Source organism: Acidisphaera sp. L21, assembly GCF_009765685.1.
Lineage (GTDB): Bacteria > Pseudomonadota > Alphaproteobacteria > Acetobacterales > Acetobacteraceae > LMUY01.
In genome coordinates this window covers 1-18,931 of sequence record NZ_LMUY01000103.1, presented here as the reverse complement: position 1 = coordinate 18,931, position 18,931 = coordinate 1, and the positions used below count along the sequence as shown (strand labels likewise).

Genomic DNA, 18,931 nt, shown 5'->3' with positions numbered 1-18,931 from the left:
CACCGATTCCCGACCTACCCGGGATAGTTCACACGGCGTCGTAGTCGATGACCACCCTTGGTGTGGTAGGATGCGCCTGGCAGGTGAGGACGAAGCCAGCCTCCGTCTCCCATGGCTCTAGCGAGTAGTTGACCGCCATCGTCACGGCGCCCTCCACGACGCGCGCGCGGCAGGTGCTGCACATACCGCCTTTGCAGGCGAAGGGCAGGTCCATGCCCGCACGCAACGCAGCATCCAGCACCGACTCGCCGTCGGCCATGGGGATGTCGCGGCGGTTGCCGTCCACCACCAGGCTGGCGACGTGGATGGGCGTGGCACTCGCTGGCGCCGGGCGCGGGCGGGCAATACCGCCGATCGCGGAGACGAAACGTTCGACGTGGGTTCGGTCGACCGGGATACCCAGGTCTCTCAGCACCGGTTCGATCGCGTCGATCATCCCGGCGGGGCCACAGAGGAAGAAATGGTCCACGCTGGCCGCGGGCACGATATGGCGCAGCAGCAGGCGCACGCGGTCGGCGTCCAGACGGCCGTGCAGGACGGGAATGTCCTGCTCCTCCTGGCTGAGCACGTGGAAGACGGAGAGACGGCCGAGGTAACGGTCCTTCAGTTCCTCCAGGGCCTCGCGGAACAGCATCCCTCGAACCGATTGGTTGCCGTAGAACAGGAAGACCCGGCTGAGTGGTTCGCGCGCCAGAATGCCTCGGGCGAGGGATAGGATTGGGGTAATTCCCGACCCGGCGGCGAATGCGACATAGGTCCGGGAGGCATCGGGTTCGTAGGGCAGGCCGAAGCGGCCCGTGGGGGTCATCACCTGCACGTCGTGGCCCGGTGCCAATGCCTCGTTCGCCCAGGTTGAGAACGCACCGCCATCGACGCGTTTGACTGCAATGCGCAGTTCGCCGTCATCCGGGCCGGAGCAGATGGAGTAGGAACGCCGGATGTCCTCACCCGCGATGGTGGCGCGCAGGGTCAGATATTGGCCGGGGTGGAAGCGATAGGCATCGGCCAGGCCGGGCGGGATATCGAAGGCGACAGAAACGGCATCCGGCGTCTCGCGGCGCAGATCGCCCACGCGTAGGGTGTGGAAGCGCGGGGCTAGTGACATTTGAAATAGTCGAACGGTTCGCGGCAGGCCTGGCACTGCCATAGCGCCTTGCACGAGGTGGAGGCGAATTCGGCCAGTTGCCTGGTATCGATGGAACGACAGCGGGGGCAAGGGACCGTTTGCTCGCCAAACAAGGCGCGGCGGCTGCTGCCGGGAATGGGTGGGGCGATGCCGTATTCCGTCAGCTTGCGCCGTCCGGTGTCGGTCAGCCAGTCGGTGGTCCAGGCGGGGGATAGGATCGTCCTTACGCGCGCGTCAGGAATGCCTGCGCGGTCGAGGGCCAGGCCAATCTCCAACGCAATCATGTTCATCGCCGGGCAGCCGGAATAGGTGGGGGTGATGGTGACCTCCACCGTGTCGCCAGCCATGTGCACGTCGCGCAATACGCCGAGGTCGGCGATCGTGAGGACGGGTATTTCCGGGTCGACCACGGTTTCGGCGGCATGCCGGGCGCGGGTCACCAGGTCGTTCACCAGCGAGCACCGGGGTGGCTGCGCTGTAGGTGCTGCATGACGGCCAGCATGGGACCTAGATGTTCGGTGTGGCGTCCGATTCTGCCGCCGCGGTGCATCCAAGTGTTGGCGGGCTGGGTGAGTGTGGCTTGCGACAGGATGTCGGTGACGGTTCGCGCCCATTCGGGGCGCAGCGTCGCCGGGTCGATGCCCATGTCCTCCGGCTCGAACATCTCGCCGGTATAGGGCCATAGCGTGTCGACCGCGGTTTGGGCGCGGCGGCGGCTTTCTTCGGTGCCATCGCCCAGGCGGATCATCCATTCGCTGCTGTGGCGCAGATGGTAGGCGCTTTCCTTCTCACTCTTGGCGGCGACGGCGGCGAGGGTGGGATCAGCGCACCGGGTCATGGCACGCCAATACGGGTCGGCGAAGGCGGAGTAGAGGAATTGCCGCGCCATGGTGTGGGCGAAATCGCCGTTCGGCTGCTCCAGCAGCAGCAGGTTGCGGTATTGCGGGGCGTCGCGGAGATAGGCGTAGCCATCCTCGTCATGCCCGGCCGCCTCTAGTTCGGCGGCGTAGGAGTATAGCGCGCGAGCCTGGCCCAGCAGGTCCAGCCCGATATTGGCCAGCGCCATGTCTTCCTCCAGCGAGGGCGCGTGGCCGCACCATTCCGACAGGCGGTGGCCTAACACCAGCGCGTCATCGGCCCGGCGTAGCGTGTAGAGCACCAGCGGCGTTTCGTTCACCTGGATGGAGCCCGTCATCACATATGGCCCACGTCGTCGGGCACGTCGTAGAAGGTGGGGTGGCGGTAGATCTTGCTCTCCGCCGGTTCGAACATCATGCCCTTATCCGCGGGGTCGCTGGCGGTGATGGCGTTGGAGGGGACGACCCAGACGGACAGGCCCTCACCCCGGCGGGTATAGACATCGCGGGCGGCTTGCAGCGCCATGGTGGCGTCGGCGGCGTGAAGCGAGCCGACGTGTTTGTGCGCCAGGCCGTTGCGGCTGCGGATGAACACTTCCCACAGCGTGGTGTCGGGCGTGGGCATCAGGCGGCCTGCTGGCGTGCGGCGCGTTTGGCAGCGAATGCGGCGGCGGCTTCGCGAACCCAGGCGCCGTCCTCGTGGCTGCGGCGGCGGGTGGCGAGCCGTTCGCGATTGCAGGGGCCGTTTCCGGCCAGGATTTGGCGGAACTCTTCCCAATCGATCGCGCCGTAGCGCCAGTGACCGTCGGCGTCCTGGACCAGCGCCGGATCGGGGATGGTGAGGCCAAGCTTCTGGGCTTGCGGGATGGTCGCGTCGACGAATTTCTGGCGCAGCTCGTCGTTGCTGAATCGCTTGATCTTCCACAGCGTGGATTGGTCGGAATGTTGGCTCTCCCCATCGGGCGGCCCGAACATCATCAGGCACGGCCACCACCAGCGGTCCAGCGCATCCTGCGCCATCGCCTTCTGTTCCAGGGTGCCGGCGCAGAGCGTGAGCATGATCTCGTAGCCCTGGCGCTGGTGAAAGCTTTCTTCCTTGCACACGCGGATCATCGCGCGCGCGTAGGGCCCGTAGGAGCAGCGGCAGAGCGGGATTTGGTTCATGATCGCTGCCCCGTCCACGAGCCAGCCGACGGCGCCAATATCGGCCCAGGTGAGCGTCGGATAGTTGAAGATGGAGGAGTACTTGGCCTTGCCCTCCAGCAGCGCGTCGACCAGCGCCTCCCGGCTGGTGCCAAGGGTTTCGGCGGCGGCATAGAGGTAAAGGCCGTGGCCGCACTCGTCTTGCACCTTGGCGAGCAGGGCGGCCTTGCGGCGTAGGGAGGGGGCGCGAGTGAGCCAGGCGCCCTCGGGCAATTGGCCGACGATCTCACTATGGGCGTGCTGGCTGATCTGCCGGGTGAGCGTGCGACGATAGGCGGCCGGCATCCAATCGTTGGGCTCGATCCGGTCGTCGGCATCGATGCGGGACTGGAACCGCGCCAGATCGGCTGGATCTTCGGCGGTGCGGATCTTGTCGGTGATGTTCAATGCCTGAGTGTACATTGGTTCGCCTCCCGGACGCTTTTGGGCGGATTATGTCACAAGAAAGTCGGCCTTCAAGTGAATTCGGTAATATCAACCTGAAATCGCCTGGACAGGGCGGCATCTGCCGATGGCAGGTCTTGGCTGTCGAGCCATTGCTCCGCGGCCGGCAAGACAGCGGCATAGGCTGCCCGGCACACGGCAAGGGCTTTGGTGCCGGGCCAATCCGGCGGCAGGATTTCTGTGGGGAGGTCGGGGCCGTGCAGCACGATGCGGCGGTATTCGTGGATCAGCAGCGTGCGGGCGATCATCGCGTCCTGTGGTGAAGGGGCTTGCCAGTCCGGCAGGGCAGCAAAGGCGTTGTTGAACCGGGCGAAGGACGCCGCCAGCCGATCCAGCGGCCAGGCCTGCGCCGCAAGCGACCGTGCGGCTGCTGGATCAAGGGTTGCGTCCATCGCGATCGGCTCGGTGGCGGGTGTGGCGCGGCTGGGGGCGATCCATAAGCCGGGGGAGGCCTGGGCCCAGCCGCCGGCGGTGAGGGTCGCGCGATCTTTAGGGTGTAGCACCAGGCGCATCCGGCCGTCCCACGCCGGCGGTTGCCCGGCGTAGATGCGCGCCGCGGCCGTGGCGAAGGTGTCACGCCCCTTCTCGGCCAGGCGGTAGCGGCTATTGCGGCCGATCCGCTCGCGCTCGGTCCAACCGTCGGCCACCAAACGGGACAGGGCCGTGCGCACGGCGCCGGCGTCGATCCCCATTGCGCCGAACAGATCCAGCAGCGTGCCCAGCCATACCGTGCCGCCGCGGGGCACGATGGCATCGCCGAACAGGGTGATGACGACCGACCAGGTGCGCTGCGGCCGCTCCCGCCAATGCGCCAGCAGCGGGGATAGCATGCCGGGTTAGCCGCAGACCTCGTTGACGCTGATGACGCGCCAGGCCGCCGGGTGCCGTTCGAGCCGGGTGAGCGAGATGTTCTGCACCGAGAGATGGAGCGCCGTGTCGGCCGGCACCGCCAATGCGTGGGCGACCGCGGCGCGGATGGCGCCGCCATGGCTGACGATGACGATATCCTTGCCTTGGTGGAGCGCTACCAATTTTTCCAGCGCGACGCCGACGCGGGCGATCACGTTGGCCATGCTCTCTCCGCCGGGGGGCACTTCCTCGCCGCCAAGCGGCCAGAATGTATGGGCGGGCAGGCTCAGCTTCGGCGGCAGGTGGGCGTGTGCCAAACCCTGCCAATCGCCGAGGTTCTGCTCGATCAGGTCCGGTTCGACGGTGAGGGTTTGGGTTGGGTAGCCCGCGCGAAACAATGCCTCTGCCGTGAGGACCGTGCGGGATAGCGGGGTGACGACCCAGGTCGCGGGCTGTGGCAGGCGGGCGGCCAGGGATTGATACATCGGCACCTGCGCCACGAGCGTTTCGGGGCAGAGCGGCACATCCATCGTCCCGTACAGCATCGCCCGCGCGTTCTCCTCCACCAAGGCGTGGCGGATGAGCCAGAAGCGTGTTTCGTCCATCTATTCCCCGATATTCAGCAGGGCCCCGCCCTGCCTGGCGTGGCGGAATTGGCCGGCGAACAGCCAAACCGCCACGATCGCCCATGCGATATTCAGCCCGAACGCCCAGGCCAGATGATCCCATCGCACCACGCCGTCATTCATCGCGGCGCGCATCCCCTCGAACACATGGGATGATGGCAGGGCGTAGGCGATGGGGCGGATAGCGGCGGGTAGGACCGACACCGGGTAGAACACTGCCGAAAACGGCGTGAGCCCGAACAGCACCGACCAGGCCAGCGCCTCCGCCCCGGCGCCGTGTCGCAGGATCAGCGACAGCACCGCGAGCGAGACCCACCAGCCCATGACCGTCAGGTTCAAGAAGAACACGATGACGATCGGGCCCATGGCGAACAGATTGAACGCGTAAAGCAGCCAGGCGAGCAGGATCGCCGGCAGCACGCCGATCACCACGCGCATAAGGGAGACGACCATCATCCCCGCCACCATCTCCCACGGGCGAAGCGGGCTGACGAAGACGTGGGCCAGGTTGCGCGACCACACTTCCTCCAGGAATGAGAGGGCGACGCCCATTTGGCTGCGCAACGCCACCTCCCACAACAATACCCCACCCAGCAGGGTGCCGGCGGCGATGGCGACGGGTTGGTTGGACCGCCCGGCGATGAAGGATGCGGTGAAGCCCCAGATCAACATCTGCAGCGCCGGCCAGTATGCAAGTTCCAGCATGCGCGGCCAGGATCGGCGGTAGAGTGCCAAGTGGCGGTAGACCAGGCCCCAAATCCGCCGGCCGGAACTCGCCATCATGCCGCATGCCGCCGGTTGCGGGCGATGTCGAGGAACACCGCCTCCAAATCGTCGCGGCCGTAGCGGGTGAGCAGTTCGGCGGGCGCGCCGCGGTCCACGACCTTGCCCTGCTTCATCATCAGCACGGTGGAACACAGCCGCTCCACCTCCGCCATGTTGTGGCTCGCCAGCAGGATGGAGCAACCGCTGTCGTCGCGGTATTTTTCCAGCCAGGTGCGCACCCAGTCGCCGGTGTCGGGGTCGAGGCTGGCGGTGGGTTCGTCCAGCAGCAGGATGTCGGGCCGATTGATCAGCGATTTCGCGAGCGCCACCCGGGTCTTCTGCCCGGCGGAAAGCTGGCCGGCCTGGCGGTGCAGGAATGGCGTAAGCTCCAGTTCCTCCGCCAATTCGGTGATCCGCCGCTCCAGCTTTGGCACGCCATACAGGTGGCCGTAGACGCGCAGGTTTTCCGCAACCGACAGGCGCGCAGGCAGGGCGACATAGGGGGAGGAGAAGTTCATGCGCGCGAGGGCGGAGAAGCGGTCCCGAGCCATGTCGCGGCCCAGCACGGTGATGCTGCCGCTGCTGGGGATCAGCAAACCGAGCAGCATGGAAATGGTCGTGGTCTTGCCGGCGCCGTTGCCGCCCAGCAGGCCAAGCGTCTCCCCGCGGCCGAGGTGGAATGACAAACCATCCACCGCGGTGACGTCGCCGTAACGCTTCGTCAGCCCATCGACACGAATTGCATCCATAGCGGCAGGGATTAGGCTGCGGCCGCTCGTTCGCCAAGGGTGGTCCGGTCGGTTGCGCGATCGGCAGCGGCACCCGTGAACAATTGCAGCCCGGCGCCGCGGCCCCATTGTAGGGCGGCCGGGTCGGCACCGCATTCCAGCACCAGCGATTCGGTGGGGCATGTGTCGAAGATGTGTGCGGCCTCTGTCGGCAGATCGGGGGACCAGGGTAGCGACAGATAGTCCAGGTCCAATGATGCGGCGGAGAGCACGGCCAGGAGTTGCGGCGTCGCATCCCGCAGCATCAGCCGGTAGTCGCGGGCGCGGGCGAAGCCGCGGGCGAACGCGAAGGCGGAGGCATCGGCGACCACATCTGCCGGGTGCATCGCCAGGACGATACGGCCGCGCAGCAGGGTGGGAAGGGCGGCATCCAGCTTCAGAAACTCGGGGCCTAGTACGCTGACGACGTTGAGGTCCAACGCAAAGGGGCCGGCCTTCACCAACTCGCCGGGGCTTGCCAGCAAGGCCAGCAGGCGGCGGTCCAGCGTGCGGGTGAGGCGGCGGAACAGCCAGGGGTCGCCGGCGAGGTCGCGGTCGGGGACGAGCTCGGCGGTGAGTTCGGAGAGTGACAGGGTCCGCCGCTCCCATGCCAGGCTGGGTGCGTCGGGGCCGAACCGCCAGACAGCCTCGCGCCGGGCGAACCGGGCGATGTCCGCCTGGGCCAGGGCGGATTCCAGCATCAACAGCGACGCAGGGTCGAGCGGCGGAACGGGCTTCGGACCAACCAGTGTTTCGTGGACCGGCGTGTCTTCCAACGCCAGCATCAGCAGGTCGCCGTTCTCGGGCAGGTCGTAGAGGAACACCAGTTCTCGCAGCGATGGCGCCGCGACCGTGGCGTCGGCCAGCAGGTGTTCCAGAGCGTCGACCACATCCAGCAGCGCGGCCTCGGCATCGCCGCGCCAGACGACGGCCAGGCGCGGGCCGGGGAGGTGGAACATTTCCGATCGTGGCGCGCGCATCAACGGGGCCAAAGCCGACTCCGCCAGACGGCGATGGTGCGGGCGCGACAGGCCCGGTGGCAGCCGATCCATGCGCAGCAGCAGCGCCTGCCGGTTCACCCCGGCGGCGGCGCAGTCCGAGACCAGCGATGCCAGTCGTGCGGGGGTGGACGGTTTCACGCCGCCAGCGCGACCGCCGCACGGGGGTGGGCGGCATCCAGCATGGCGGTGTTCTTGCAGCCGATCCGGCCAGCGGACCCGGTCGCCGCCGCGCGATCGATGCATTGGCGCAGGGTGCAGGCGAGCGCGTGTGCGCAGTGGGTGATCCGCTCGGCCGCGAGCATCGCGTCCACGTGGCGGCCCTGGAAACAGCGGATGCCGCGTTGTAAGCCCCAGCTCAGCGCTGGCTCGGTCTCGGCACGGTGCAGCACGATCCGCTCAGGCCCAAATGCGGTGACGGCGTCGTCCAGCATGCGGCGCTCGCGGGCGGGGAGGGTGGCCATGCGGGGCGACCAGTCCAGCTTCAGCAGGCTGGGCTGCCAGGCGGCGGGGCGGGAGAGCGAGAAGACCGCGTGGTCCACACCATCCAGCACCAGGTGGCACCCGGCGCGGCGCAGGCGATCGCGCGCGGCGGCGAAGCGGGTCAGGTCGGACACCGCCTCCATAAACTGGATCTCGACGCCGAGCGTGACGTCTGGCGCGCAACTGGCAGTGAAGTCGGTGAATGCGTTGGAGAGGATGCCTGTCACGGTCAGGTTCAGGTGCAGCGCCGCCGTGCCAGGCATGTCTACGCCCGTGGCGGCCTGCAGCACTCGCTCGTCCAGACGGGCGGCGAGGTGCCGGAACAGGAACGGGTCGGCGATCACGGGCAGCGGGGCACCGTTACGGGCCTCCAGGGCCGCAAGGGAAACGCTCAGTTCCTGGTAGATGCGATCCATGCCGCGGCCGGTGATGCGAACGGCAGTCTGCCGGCGGACCAGTTCCTCGACTGGGGCGGAAGCGAGCACCATTTCAGCGGCGGCGATGGCGCCGATTGGCACCGGCAGGTCTTCCAGCACTGAGGCAGTGGTGGCCATCGTGGCCAGATGGGTGCGGGCGGCGTCACCGTCGGTAGGCAGCGACCATAGGGTAATCAGGCGATCGACACCGGGGGCCTCGGGGCGGAAGAGGTGGGACAGGGTCGGCACCAGCGCGGCGCCGGTTGCGGGGTCGCTGAGCAGGACGAAGTCGCCATTGCTGCAGCTGAACAGTTGCCCGCCATGGGTCTGGATCGCGCCGTCCAGCAGGGCGCTAGCGATGCGGCGGTGATGCGGACGCGGCCCGGGTGAGTGCAGGCGGGAGAGGTGGAGGACGAGGATCGAGACCGGGCGCTTCGTGCGCGCCGCCCAGTCAAGGCCGAGGTCCAGCGCGTGCTGTAACGGATTGGCGATCGGGTTGGCTGCAGCCAGGGTGATCCGGCCTGGTATGCCTTGAAACCGAGTGTCTCCTGATGCCCACATTTGCCTGTCGTCGCCCCAAGCGTCCGTGGCTACACTGCCCGGGAAATGGTTGCAGCATGGTTAAGTCGAAGGGCGCCGGGCTGGCTGTCGCCGGGATGCCGGGTCTACGCGATCGGTGACGTGCACGGGTGTGCGGATCGGCTGTGGGCGTTGCACGAGCAAATTGCGGAGGATCTGCAGGAATCACCGGTAGAGCGGCCGTTGCTGCTGCATTTGGGTGATTATGTAGACCGTGGGCCGAACTCCGCGGATGTGGTGCGGCGGCTTGCGGCCGGCCCGGCGCTGCTTGGCGTGCCGATGGTTTGCCTGCGCGGCAATCACGAGCAGATGCTGTTGGATGCGCTTGAACACGGTAGCGACGTCGGTGCGCATTGGCTGCGCAACGGGGGCGATGCGGCGTTAAAAAGCTGGGGCAGCAGCGGATACCAGTCCGTGGAGGAGTGGCGTGCGGCTTTGTCGGCTGAACTACCGTTCCTGCGCGGGCTGGCCCTGCATCATCGGGTGGACGGATACGTGTTCGTTCATGCCGGATTGCGGCCCGGGATAATGTTGTCGCAGCAGTCGGAGGAGGATCTGCTCTGGATCCGGGAAGATTTTTTGAGCCACACCGGGCCGATCCTGCCGGACGCGCCGGGCATGGCGGTCGTGCACGGACATACGCCGCGCAAGTGGCCGGATTGTCTCGGGCAGCGGGTGGGGCTTGATACCGGAGCGGTTGCTGGCGGCGTTTTGACCTGCGGTGTGTTCGAGAACCAGTCGCTGCGATTCCTGACCGCCTAGATCCCCAGCACGTCCCGCATGTCGTAGAGGCCAGGTGCGCGCCCAGCGACCCATCTGGCGGCCTGGACGGCACCCACTGCGAAGGCGCGGCGATCGAAGGCACGATGGGTGAGCGCGATATGCTCGTCGCCGCCGGCAAACAGCAATGTGTGCTCGCCAACGACCTGGCCGCCTCGCAGCGCCGCGAACCCGATGGCGCCGGGCTTGCGTGGACCGGTGTGGCCGTCGCGTCCGCTCTCCATCACCTGCGCCAGATCCACGCCGCGGCCTTTGGCGACGGCGCGACCCAACCCCACGGCGGTGCCGGAGGGCGCGTCGACCTTCTGACGGTGATGCATCTCCACGATCTCCGCATCGTAACGGTCAGCCGGGAGGGCCGCGGCCATCCTCTCGGCAATGGCGAGGACGAGGATGACGCCAGGTGCAAAATTAGGGGCGTAAACCACTGGAATCTTTTCCGCCGCGACGCGGACTGCGGCCTCGTCCGCTGCGGACAGGCCAGACGTGCCAAGTATCCAAGCGACGCCGGCCGAGGCCAGGGTTGCAGCATGAGAGGCTGCGGTGCCTGCGTTGGTGAAGTCGATCACCACATCGGCAGATGGCGCCAACTCGGCCAATGACGGGCCGCCGCGGGACGATCCGCCGGTGAGGGGAAGTTTGGCATTGGCCACCTCCTCACGGAGGAGGCGACCCATGCGGCCGGAGATGCCGGCTATGACGATTCGTGGTTCCACGACGCCTAGATAACAGCACTCCAGAACGGCTCAACACCGTAATAGTCGTGCACCCGCCGACCGAACATCTCGTCCTCCAACGCCGTCCGCGTGGCTTCGTCGTAGGCCGGGGCGCCTTCCAAGCGATCCCGATCCAGATCCACGACGTAGCCGCCGAGATCGGGGTCGTAGCGGAGCGTTTGCCAGGGCAGCGGGTGATGTCGGTCGCCGATGCCGAGAAAGCCGCCGAAGCTCATCACCGCGTAGGCGATGCGGCCGCTGGCTTTATCGATCATCACCGTCTCTATCGTGCCGAGCTTCTCGCCTACTTTATCGTAGACAGCGGCGCCCTGCACGTCTGCGGCCGAGATCAACCGACCGGTGGTGTTACGAGGGTCTGCGATTGTTGCCATGTTGTCCTCCGAGATTGGTGCCCGGCGGTACGGCCATCCAGCCCAGGGGACCAGGCCGCGTCCGCACCGCCGGCACTCGGCCCCGCCAGGCCAAGGGGGATGGCGACAGGGTCGGCGGATATTACGCGCGAGGCCGGGCGAGGTTCCTATCTAGCTACGACCCTCGAAGAACGCCGACACCTTGGCGAAGAAGCCTTCGCTCTCCGGGCTGCCATTCTTGTTGTGGCGCGTTGCCTCGGCCTCGAATTCCTCCAGCAACTCGCGCTGACGCTTTGTCAGCGACAGCGGCGTTTCGACGGCAACCTGAACATACATGTCGCCGCGGGCCGCACTGCGTAGGACGGAGAAGCCCTTGCCGCGAAGGCGGAACTGGTCGCCACTTTGGGTGCCGGCGTTGATCTTCACCTTCGCCCTGGTGCCGTCGATAACGGGGACCTCCACGTCGCCGCCCAGCGCCGCCTGCGTCATGCGCAGGGGAACCCGGCAGTATACGTTGGCGCCATCGCGCTGGAAAATATCGTGTGGACGAATGGCGACATGAACGTACAGATCGCCGGCTGGCGCGTTCGCCGCCCCAGCCTCACCTTCGCCCTGCAGGCGGATGCGCACGCCGTCCTCGACACCTGCGGGTATGGCGACGGAGAGGGTGCGCTCGCGTGGCACGGTACCGGCACCGCTGCAGACCCGGCATGGATTACGGACGACGCGGCCCATGCCGCCGCAAGTGGGACAACTCCGCTCAACCAGGAAGAAGCCCTGCTGGGCGCGGACCTTGCCGGAGCCGCCACAGGTGGAACAATTCTCGCGCTCCGCTTGCTTGTTGGCCGAGCCAGTGCCGGCGCAGGCGTCGCAAGCCACGCGGGTGGGAACACGAAGATCGACCTTGGTGCCGGAGAACGCTTCCTCCAGCCCGATTTCAACCTGGGCGCGCAGATCGGAGCCGGCGCGGGTCCGGGCGCCACCGGCACCACGGCGACCGCCCATGAACTCGCCGAACATCTGGTCGAAAATGTCGCCTAAGCCGCCTTCCTGGAAGCCGAAGCCGCCAGCAGCGCTGCCGCCGCCATTCTCGAACGCAGCATGGCCGTAGCGATCGTAGGCAGCGCGCTTTTGCTCGTCGCGCAGCACGTCATACGCCTCGTTCACTTCTTTGAACTTGGCTTCCGCAGCCTTGTCGCCCGGGTTGCGGTCCGGGTGGAACTTCATCGCCTGCTTGCGATAGGCCTTCTTTAGATCCTCGGGCGAGGCATCCTTGTTGGCTTCCAACAGGGCGTAGTAATCGTGCTTGGCCAAAATCAGTCCCCAGAAGGTCGGCGAGGGGCTGTCTCCCTCGAGCCCGCCGGGGCCCGATGGCCCCGATCCCCCAATATCAGATCGGATTTAGAATCGCAGGTGAGGGGATGGATCGCTCCATCCCCTCCATGCGGCTTAGGCGGACTTCTTCTTGCGGTCGTCAACTTCCTCAAACTCGGCGTCGACCACGTTTTCGGTACCCTTCTCGGCGGCTGCTTCCGGGGCCGCAGCGTTGGAGGCTTCGGATTGGGCCTTGTAGACGGCCTCGCCGATCTTCATCGCTGCCTGGGTCAGACGCTCGGACGCGGCCTTCAACGCTGCCGTATCCGTGCCTTCGAGAGCAGTCTTCGCGGCTGCAACAGCCGACTCAGCCTCACCCTTATCGGCCGGGGGAAGCTTGTCGCCATATTCACTGAGGTTCTTCTCAACCGAATGAACCGTCGATTCCAACTGGTTGCGGGTCTCGACCTGCTCACGCCGGGCCTTGTCGGCATCGGCATTGGCCTCGGCCTCGCGCACCATCTGCTGGATGTCGGCCTCGGACAAACCACCGCTGGCCTGGATGCGGATCTGCTGCTCCTTGCCGGTCGCCTTGTCCTTGGCCTGAACGGAAACGATTCCGTTGGCGTCGATGTCGAACGTGACCTCGATCTGGGGCACGCCGCGCGGGGCGGGTGGGATGCCCTGCAGGTCGAACTGGCCGAGCGACTTGTTGTCGGCCGCCATTTCACGCTCGCCCTGGCTCACCTTGATCGTCACCGCATTCTGGTTGTCGTCGGCGGTCGAGAAGGTCTGGCTCTTCTTGGTCGGGATCGTGGTGTTGCGGTCGATCAGGCGCGTGAACACGCCGCCCAGCGTTTCGATGCCCAGCGACAGCGGGGTCACGTCCAGCAGCAGCACGTCCTTCACGTCACCCTTCAGCACCGCGCCCTGGACCGCGGCGCCGATGGCGACGACTTCGTCCGGGTTCACGTTACGGGCAGGCTCCTTGCCGAAAAACTGCTTCACCGCATCGATGACCTTGGGCATGCGGGTCATGCCGCCGACCAGGATCACGTCGTCGATCTCGGCCGCCGTGACGCCAGCGTCCTTTAATGCAGCCTTGCATGGGCCAAGCGTCCGCTGAATGAGGTCTTCGACCAGGCTCTCGAGCTTAGCGCGGGTCAGCTTCATCACCAGGTGCTTCGGCCCGGAGGCGTCGGCGGTGATGAACGGCAGGTTGATCTCCGTTTCCTTGGACGAAGATAGCTCGATCTTGGCCTTTTCGGCGGCTTCCTTCAGGCGCTGCAGGGCGAGCTTATCGCTGCGCAGGTTGATGCCCTGGTCCTTCTTGAACTCGTCGGCCAGGTAGTCGATGACGCGGCCGTCGAAATCCTCACCACCGAGGAAGGTGTCGCCATTGGTGGACTTCACCTCGAACACGCCGTCGCCAATCTCCAGGACGGAGATGTCGAATGTGCCGCCGCCAAGGTCGTAGACCACGATCGTGCCGTGGTTCTTCTTGTCCATGCCGTAAGCGAGCGCTGCCGCCGTCGGCTCGTTAATGATGCGCAGCACCTCCAGCCCGGCAATGCGGCCGGCGTCCTTGGTGGCTTGGCGCTGGGCGTCGTTGAAGTAGGCGGGGACGGTGATGACGGCCTGGTCGACCTTCTCGCCGAGGTAGGCTTCCGCCGTCTCCTTCATCTTGCCGAGGATGAAGGCGCTGATCTGACCCGGCGCATATTTCTCGCCACGTGCCTCGACCCAGGCGTCGCCGCTATCGCCCTTGACGATCTGGAACGGCACCATGTCCTTGTCCTTCGAGACCAACGGATCGTCGAACCGACGACCGATCAGGCGCTTGACGGCAAACAGGGTGTTGGTGGGATTGGTGACGGCCTGGCGCTTGGCGCTCTGGCCGACCAGTCGTTCGCCACTGTCGCTGAAGGCGACCATGGACGGAGTAGTGCGGGCACCTTCGCTGTTCTCGATCACGCGGACATCCTTGCCCTCCATGATCGCGACGCACGAGTTGGTCGTGCCCAGGTCGATGCCGATGACCTTGCTCATATAAGACTCCATATTCAGCGGTCCGGGGCGGCCCGAAGCACCGCGGGGGACCCTTTGGGGTTTTTGTCGCTCGGCGGATGTATTGAGCCGGGTGGGGGGAAGCAAGTGGGGAGGCCGGATTTTCACCCGATCTCTTTCCGTAATCTGCCACGCGTCTCGCTTTTTGGGGGGGCAGCGGCCCCTCCCGCCGTGGGAGGGGGGTAGGTGCGTTACGTGGGTGTCGAGTCGCTGGCCTTGGCGACGACGACCATGGCAGGCCGCAGCAGCCGGCCGTTCAGGGTCCAGCCGGCGGTCCAGGCCTGCATGACGGTGCCGGGCGGATATTCGGTGGAGGGCTGTTCGGCCATCGCCTGGTGCAGATTGGCGTCGAATGGCTTGCCGACCGCGTCGACCTTGGCGATGCCGTTACGCTCCAGCAGCGAGAGGAAGGATCGCTCTACCCCCTCGAACCCATCGCGCAGCTTGCCCACGATCTCGGGCTCGCCGGGCTGGGCCGCGGGGAGTTGGTCCAGGCCGCGGCGCAGATTGTCGGCGGCCTCCACCACATCGCGTGCAAATTTTTGCACTGCGAACTGGCGGGCATCGTCCGCATCGCGCTTGGCGCGGGTGCGAACGTTGGCCATCTCCGCCTCCGATCGCATCCACTTGTCGCGGAAATCCTGCGACTCCGCTTCCAGTTCGGCGATACGGGCGGTCGCGGCGGCCATCAACTGGTCGGGGGTGTCCGCGCCGGGTTCTGCTGCGGGGCCCGCCTGCTCCGGCGGGACCTGCTGCTGGTGCATGTCGGTTGTGCTCATGCGCGCAGAATTAGGACGGCGGAAGGTGGGTAACAAGGCGTTCCTATCCGAGTAAGCGGCCGATAACGCGCGCAGTGTAGTCCACGACCGGAATAATCCGCCCATAATTGATCCGCGTCGGTCCGATGACGCCGATGGCGCCGACGATCTTGTCGGCCTCGTTGCGCGCCGGGGCGACCACCATCGAGATCCCAGCGGCGCCGAACAGCCCGCTTTCGGCACCGATGAAGATGCGCACTCCGTCCGATTGTTCGGCCAGTTCCAGCAGGCGCAGCATGGTGTCCTGCGTCTCAAGCCGGTCGAATAGCACCTGGATGGCGCTGATCCGCTCGATCTGGGTCACGTCGGCCAGCAGCCGGCCCTGGCCGCGCACGATCAGGCTGCCACCGAACCCACCGTTGGGTGCGGCCCAGGTGGCCAGCCCGGCCTCCACCACGGAGGCGGAGAGTTCGTCGAGCTGGCTGCGGTTGGCGGCCATTTCCGCGCCAACGATGTTGCGCAGTTCCGCCAGCGAGCGGCCAGATAGGCGAGCGTTAAGGTAGTTGGCCGCCTGGGTGAGCGACGAGGGCGGCAGGCCGGGTGGGATCTCGATGACGCGATTTTCCACCTGGCCGTCCGCGCCAACCAGGATCACCAGGGCACGACCCGGGCCTAGCGGGACGAATTCGATATGGCGAACTGCGCCCTCGCTTTTGGGCGCCAGCACCAACCCGGCGGCTGCGGACAGGCCGGATAGCATGGAGGAGGCGTCGGTTAGCGTGTCTTGCAGGGAGCGGCCCCGGGCCTCCAAAGCACGGCCAATTTGATCACGCTCGTCTTCGCTGAGGTCGCCGAATTGCAGCAGCCCATCCACGAACAGGCGCAGCCCGCGATCGGTGGGCAGGCGGCCGGCGGACGTATGCGGAGCGAACAGCAGTCCGGCGTCGGTCAAATCGGCCATGACGCTGCGGATCGTGGCCGGCGACAGCGGTATGGGAAGGCGGCGGGAGATGGTGCGGCTGCCAACCGGCTCGCCAGTTTCGACGAATTGCTCGACGATCTCCCGCAGGACGGCGGCGCTTCGCGAGTCCAGGTCGTGCGGAATGTGGGTGCGCGGGGGTAGGAACGATCGGTCGATCATCTGTTCGTCAAGCTAGGTAGTGTGGGGGGCCGGGTCAAACGCCAGTCGCGCAAGGGGCTGGCGTGGGCGGCTCGGCTCTCCTAAGCCACGAGCCTATTCCCGAGGAGAGTTCGCAATGCGCCAATCCGGCCGCGCCCCCGAGGCGCTGCGCGACGTCACGTTCACCACCGGGTTCGCCCGCCATGCGGAGGGCTCGTGCCTGATCCGGGTGGGCAATACCGAGGTGCTGTGTGCTGCCAGCGTGGAGGGGCGCGTGCCGCCCTTCCTGCGCGGCAAGGCGGAGGGTTGGGTGACGGCGGAGTATGGCATGTTGCCGCGCGCCACGCATCGCCGGGGCGAGCGGGAGGCGGCGAGGGGCAAGCAATCCGGTCGTACGCAGGAGATCCAGCGGCTGATCGGGCGGTCGCTGCGCGCCGTGGTGGATCGCAAGGCGCTGGGCGAGATGACGATAACGCTGGATTGCGATGTGCTGAACGCCGATGGCGGCACGCGATGTGCAGCAATCACAGGGGCTTGGGTGGCAATGGCGCTGGCCCTGCGGAAGCTGGAGGCGAACCGGGTCATCGCGCGTTCCCCATTGCTGGGGCAAGTTGCCGCCGTATCGTGCGGGCTGGTTGAGGGCGCGGCGTTGCTGGACCTGGACTATGCCGAGGACTCGGCCGCCGATGCCGACGCCAATTTCGTGCTGACAGAAGGCGGGATCGTTGAGATCCAGGGCACTGCGGAGCGATCGCCGTTCAGCGACGCCGACTTCGCCGACCTGATGCGGCTAGCCCGGCTTGGCACTGGGCAGCTGTACGCCATGCAGTTGCAAGCACTAGCATGAGATTGCGGGCGGGCGACCGAATCGTTCTGGCCAGCCACAATGCCGGCAAGCTGCGTGAGTTGGAGCCGTTAATGACCCCGTTTGGGGTGACTGTCGTATCCGCGGGAGCGTTGGGCCTGCCGGAGCCGGACGAGACTGAGCCGGATTTCGCCGGCAATGCCGCGTTGAAGGCGCGGGCGGCGGCCATGGCGACCGGCATTCCGGCGCTAGCGGATGATTCTGGTTTTTGCGTTGCTGCGCTGGCTGGGTCACCCGGCGTACTGTCGGCGCGTTGGGCTGGGCCGGACAAGGATTTCGCTGCGGCGATGCAGCGGGTGCAGGACGAGTCGGGTGGCGGCCGGGCCTGGTTCATCTGTGCGTTGTCATTGGCGTGGCCGGACGGGCGCACAGCCACGTTCCTGGGCCGGGCAGATGGGCAGATCTGCTGGCCGCCGCGTGGTGCGTTGGGCTTCGGCTACGACCCGATGTTCGTGCCATTCGGCAGCCTGCAGAGCTACGGTGAGATGGACCCGGCGGCCAAGCACGCCAGCAGCCACCGGGCGCGCGCCTTCGCTGCTTTCACGGCGGCGTGCCTGGAACCTGCGACCCCGATGCTGGGTTAGTCACGTCAGGACCATGGTCGTGATGGAAAACCAAGGAGGAATGGCGTTGAATTTCCGGACAATTCTCGTGGGCGCCGCGTTCATCGGCCTGGCCGCAGGGCAGGCCCAGGCCCAGTACTATGCGCCGCCGCCGCCGGCGTATGGGTACGGCTACCCGCATCGCCCGCCGCCGCCGGGCGGCCAATGCGACGCGTTCCTGCGCACGCCCTATGGAACGCGACGCGTGGTTTGTCCGATGGGGGTGCCAAAGCCGGTTGGGTATGATTGTACCTGTCCACCGCCGGGGCCATACGGCCGTCCTGCCCATGGGCGCGTTATCCCCTAGACAGGCTCCTCAGCGATGTCGGCGAAGGCCGCCCCGGTCAGGCGGCTGAGCCTCATTGCGGAGGTCCTGAAAACGTGTCGGGGTGACCCGGCTGCCGCCCAGATTGGGTCGATGGCGCGCAGCGACTCGTCAAGGACCATTAGACAGGGCGCGGTATGGCCCACGGGCGACACGCCGCCGATAGCGAAGCCGGTCGCGGACCGGACGAAATTTGCAGTGGCCTTCGATAGGGCTTGACCAACCGCCGCAGCGGCCTTGCCGGCATCAACCCGGGCGGCGCCGGACAGGACCATGATGACGGCCTGGTCGCCAGCGCGGAAGACGATAGACTTGGCGATCTGCGCCACCGCGCAGCCGATAGCCGCAGCCGCGTCGGCGGCACTGCGGGTCCCTGATGGAAACGCGATGATCGTGTCGTCGTGTCCGGCGGCAAGCAGGGCCGCCCGCACGCGGGCGACCGAGCTGCCATCGGGTTCGGCGTCAGGCGGCAGGTTCAACCACGCGGGCCGGCGGTGTCGTGCCCTCGCCGGACAGCATTTCCATGCGCCCGGTGATGTGGCCGCCATCCTCGACCTGCAGGCGGCGGCAACGGGCGGTGCCCAGCACGCGGCCCGTGGCGCGGACGACCAGGTTGCCGCGGGCGGTGAGGGTGCCGTCGATCGTGCCGGCGACCTCTGCGTCCTCAACCTCGACCTCGCCCTTAAACATCCCGCCGGGCGAGATGGAGAGTTCGGTCGCATGGATCATGCTGGCCTCGACCGTGCCCTCAACGACCAGGCGCTCGGCGTCCTGAACGGTGCCCTGCACGCTGATGCCGCGGCCGACCACGAGGGTCCGACGCTCGGGACCGGCCGGCGCACGACCGGGCATGCCCTGGCCGGGCATCGGGCGCGGCCCACCGGCGAGCGCCGACGGGGC

22 protein-coding genes are annotated in these 18,931 nt (G+C 66.8%); 3 read left to right on the top strand and 19 right to left on the bottom strand.

Going from position 1 to position 18,931, the window contains the following annotated elements:
• Window positions 1-28 precede the first annotated feature (28 nt).
• From paaE to GSQ76_RS20370, 11 genes are read right to left on the bottom strand one after another with little or no spacing between them, the layout of a single operon-like run.
• Window positions 29-1,105, bottom strand: a complete 1,077-nt coding sequence (gene paaE / locus GSQ76_RS20420) for a 1,2-phenylacetyl-CoA epoxidase subunit PaaE (protein WP_158745955.1) — start codon at window positions 1,103-1,105, stop codon at window positions 29-31.
• Complete coding sequence (gene paaD / locus GSQ76_RS20415) at window positions 1,096-1,578, bottom strand: 1,2-phenylacetyl-CoA epoxidase subunit PaaD (RefSeq protein WP_254070528.1); 483 nt, start codon at window positions 1,576-1,578, stop codon at window positions 1,096-1,098. Before paaD ends, paaE begins: the two co-directional genes overlap by 10 nt.
• Entirely contained in the window at window positions 1,575-2,321 is a 747-nt protein-coding gene (gene paaC, locus GSQ76_RS31325) for a 1,2-phenylacetyl-CoA epoxidase subunit PaaC (RefSeq protein WP_158745954.1), read from the bottom strand. The genes paaD and paaC overlap by 4 nt, the downstream gene beginning before the upstream one ends.
• Window positions 2,321-2,611 carry a 1,2-phenylacetyl-CoA epoxidase subunit PaaB gene (paaB, locus tag GSQ76_RS20405; protein ID WP_408837037.1) on the bottom strand — a complete coding sequence of 97 codons (291 nt, stop codon included), beginning with the start codon at window positions 2,609-2,611 and terminating at the stop codon, window positions 2,321-2,323. Before paaB ends, paaC begins: the two co-directional genes overlap by 1 nt.
• Window positions 2,608-3,588: a 1,2-phenylacetyl-CoA epoxidase subunit PaaA gene (gene paaA, locus GSQ76_RS20400; protein WP_158745952.1), complete on the bottom strand. Its 981-nt coding sequence runs from the start codon at window positions 3,586-3,588 to the stop codon at window positions 2,608-2,610. The genes paaB and paaA overlap by 4 nt, the downstream gene beginning before the upstream one ends.
• Before the next feature lie 53 nt (window positions 3,589-3,641).
• Window positions 3,642-4,460, bottom strand: coding sequence for a PaaX family transcriptional regulator C-terminal domain-containing protein (locus GSQ76_RS20395; RefSeq protein ID WP_158745951.1), 819 nt, complete (start codon window positions 4,458-4,460; stop codon window positions 3,642-3,644).
• A 6-nt stretch (window positions 4,461-4,466) separates the two neighbouring features.
• Complete coding sequence (locus GSQ76_RS20390; RefSeq protein ID WP_158745950.1) at window positions 4,467-5,084, bottom strand: histidine phosphatase family protein; 618 nt, start codon at window positions 5,082-5,084, stop codon at window positions 4,467-4,469.
• Window positions 5,085-5,885, bottom strand: coding sequence for an ABC transporter permease (locus GSQ76_RS20385; protein ID WP_158746160.1), 801 nt, complete (start codon window positions 5,883-5,885; stop codon window positions 5,085-5,087).
• Complete coding sequence (locus GSQ76_RS20380) at window positions 5,885-6,619, bottom strand: ABC transporter ATP-binding protein (protein ID WP_158745949.1); 735 nt, start codon at window positions 6,617-6,619, stop codon at window positions 5,885-5,887. The genes GSQ76_RS20385 and GSQ76_RS20380 overlap by 1 nt, the downstream gene beginning before the upstream one ends.
• Before the next feature lie 11 nt (window positions 6,620-6,630).
• Window positions 6,631-7,776, bottom strand: coding sequence for a hypothetical protein (locus GSQ76_RS20375; RefSeq protein ID WP_158745948.1), 1,146 nt, complete (start codon window positions 7,774-7,776; stop codon window positions 6,631-6,633).
• A complete protein-coding gene (locus GSQ76_RS20370) occupies window positions 7,773-9,095 on the bottom strand; it encodes an EAL domain-containing protein (RefSeq protein WP_158745947.1) in 1,323 nt (440 codons plus the stop codon). Before GSQ76_RS20370 ends, GSQ76_RS20375 begins: the two co-directional genes overlap by 4 nt.
• A 45-nt stretch (window positions 9,096-9,140) precedes the next feature.
• Here GSQ76_RS20370 and GSQ76_RS20365 point away from each other — a divergent pair, with 45 nt between their 5' ends.
• Entirely contained in the window at window positions 9,141-9,875 is a 735-nt protein-coding gene (locus GSQ76_RS20365) for a metallophosphoesterase family protein (RefSeq protein ID WP_158746159.1), read from the top strand.
• Here GSQ76_RS20365 and dapB read toward each other — a convergent pair.
• From dapB to hrcA, 6 genes are all read right to left on the bottom strand, one after another.
• Window positions 9,872-10,609, bottom strand: a complete 738-nt coding sequence (gene dapB / locus GSQ76_RS20360; protein ID WP_158745946.1) for a 4-hydroxy-tetrahydrodipicolinate reductase — start codon at window positions 10,607-10,609, stop codon at window positions 9,872-9,874. The two genes, GSQ76_RS20365 and dapB, sit on opposite strands and share 4 nt — an antisense overlap.
• Before the next feature lie 5 nt (window positions 10,610-10,614).
• The gene (locus GSQ76_RS20355) at window positions 10,615-11,001 is read right to left on the bottom strand and encodes a PRC-barrel domain-containing protein (RefSeq protein WP_158745945.1); all 387 of its coding nucleotides are present in this window, start codon (window positions 10,999-11,001) and stop codon (window positions 10,615-10,617) included.
• 150 nt (window positions 11,002-11,151) lie between these two features.
• Window positions 11,152-12,297 carry a molecular chaperone DnaJ gene (dnaJ, locus tag GSQ76_RS20350; protein ID WP_158746158.1) on the bottom strand — a complete coding sequence of 382 codons (1,146 nt, stop codon included), beginning with the start codon at window positions 12,295-12,297 and terminating at the stop codon, window positions 11,152-11,154.
• 132 nt (window positions 12,298-12,429) lie between these two features.
• Window positions 12,430-14,343, bottom strand: a complete 1,914-nt coding sequence (gene dnaK, locus GSQ76_RS20345) for a molecular chaperone DnaK (protein ID WP_158745944.1) — start codon at window positions 14,341-14,343, stop codon at window positions 12,430-12,432.
• Window positions 14,344-14,552: 209 nt separating this feature from the next.
• The gene (locus GSQ76_RS20340) at window positions 14,553-15,140 is read right to left on the bottom strand and encodes a nucleotide exchange factor GrpE (RefSeq protein ID WP_158745943.1); all 588 of its coding nucleotides are present in this window, start codon (window positions 15,138-15,140) and stop codon (window positions 14,553-14,555) included.
• Window positions 15,141-15,183: 43 nt separating this feature from the next.
• The gene (gene hrcA / locus GSQ76_RS20335) at window positions 15,184-16,260 is read right to left on the bottom strand and encodes a heat-inducible transcriptional repressor HrcA (RefSeq protein ID WP_158745942.1); all 1,077 of its coding nucleotides are present in this window, start codon (window positions 16,258-16,260) and stop codon (window positions 15,184-15,186) included.
• Between the two features lie 115 nt (window positions 16,261-16,375).
• On the opposite strand from hrcA, the gene rph reads away from it, so the two are divergent.
• Window positions 16,376-17,086: a ribonuclease PH gene (gene rph / locus GSQ76_RS20330; RefSeq protein ID WP_158745941.1), complete on the top strand. Its 711-nt coding sequence runs from the start codon at window positions 16,376-16,378 to the stop codon at window positions 17,084-17,086.
• Complete coding sequence (locus GSQ76_RS20325; protein WP_158745940.1) at window positions 17,083-17,688, top strand: non-canonical purine NTP pyrophosphatase; 606 nt, start codon at window positions 17,083-17,085, stop codon at window positions 17,686-17,688. The genes rph and GSQ76_RS20325 overlap by 4 nt, the downstream gene beginning before the upstream one ends.
• Window positions 17,689-18,009: 321 nt before the next feature.
• Here the strand turns inward: GSQ76_RS20325 and GSQ76_RS20320 are convergent, their stop codons facing one another.
• Window positions 18,010-18,510, bottom strand: coding sequence for a YbaK/EbsC family protein (locus GSQ76_RS20320; protein ID WP_254070525.1), 501 nt, complete (start codon window positions 18,508-18,510; stop codon window positions 18,010-18,012).
• The coding region (locus GSQ76_RS20315) for a polymer-forming cytoskeletal protein (protein WP_408836966.1) at window positions 18,494-18,931 on the bottom strand (438 nt) is incomplete at its 5' end. The genes GSQ76_RS20320 and GSQ76_RS20315, both read right to left, overlap by 17 nt.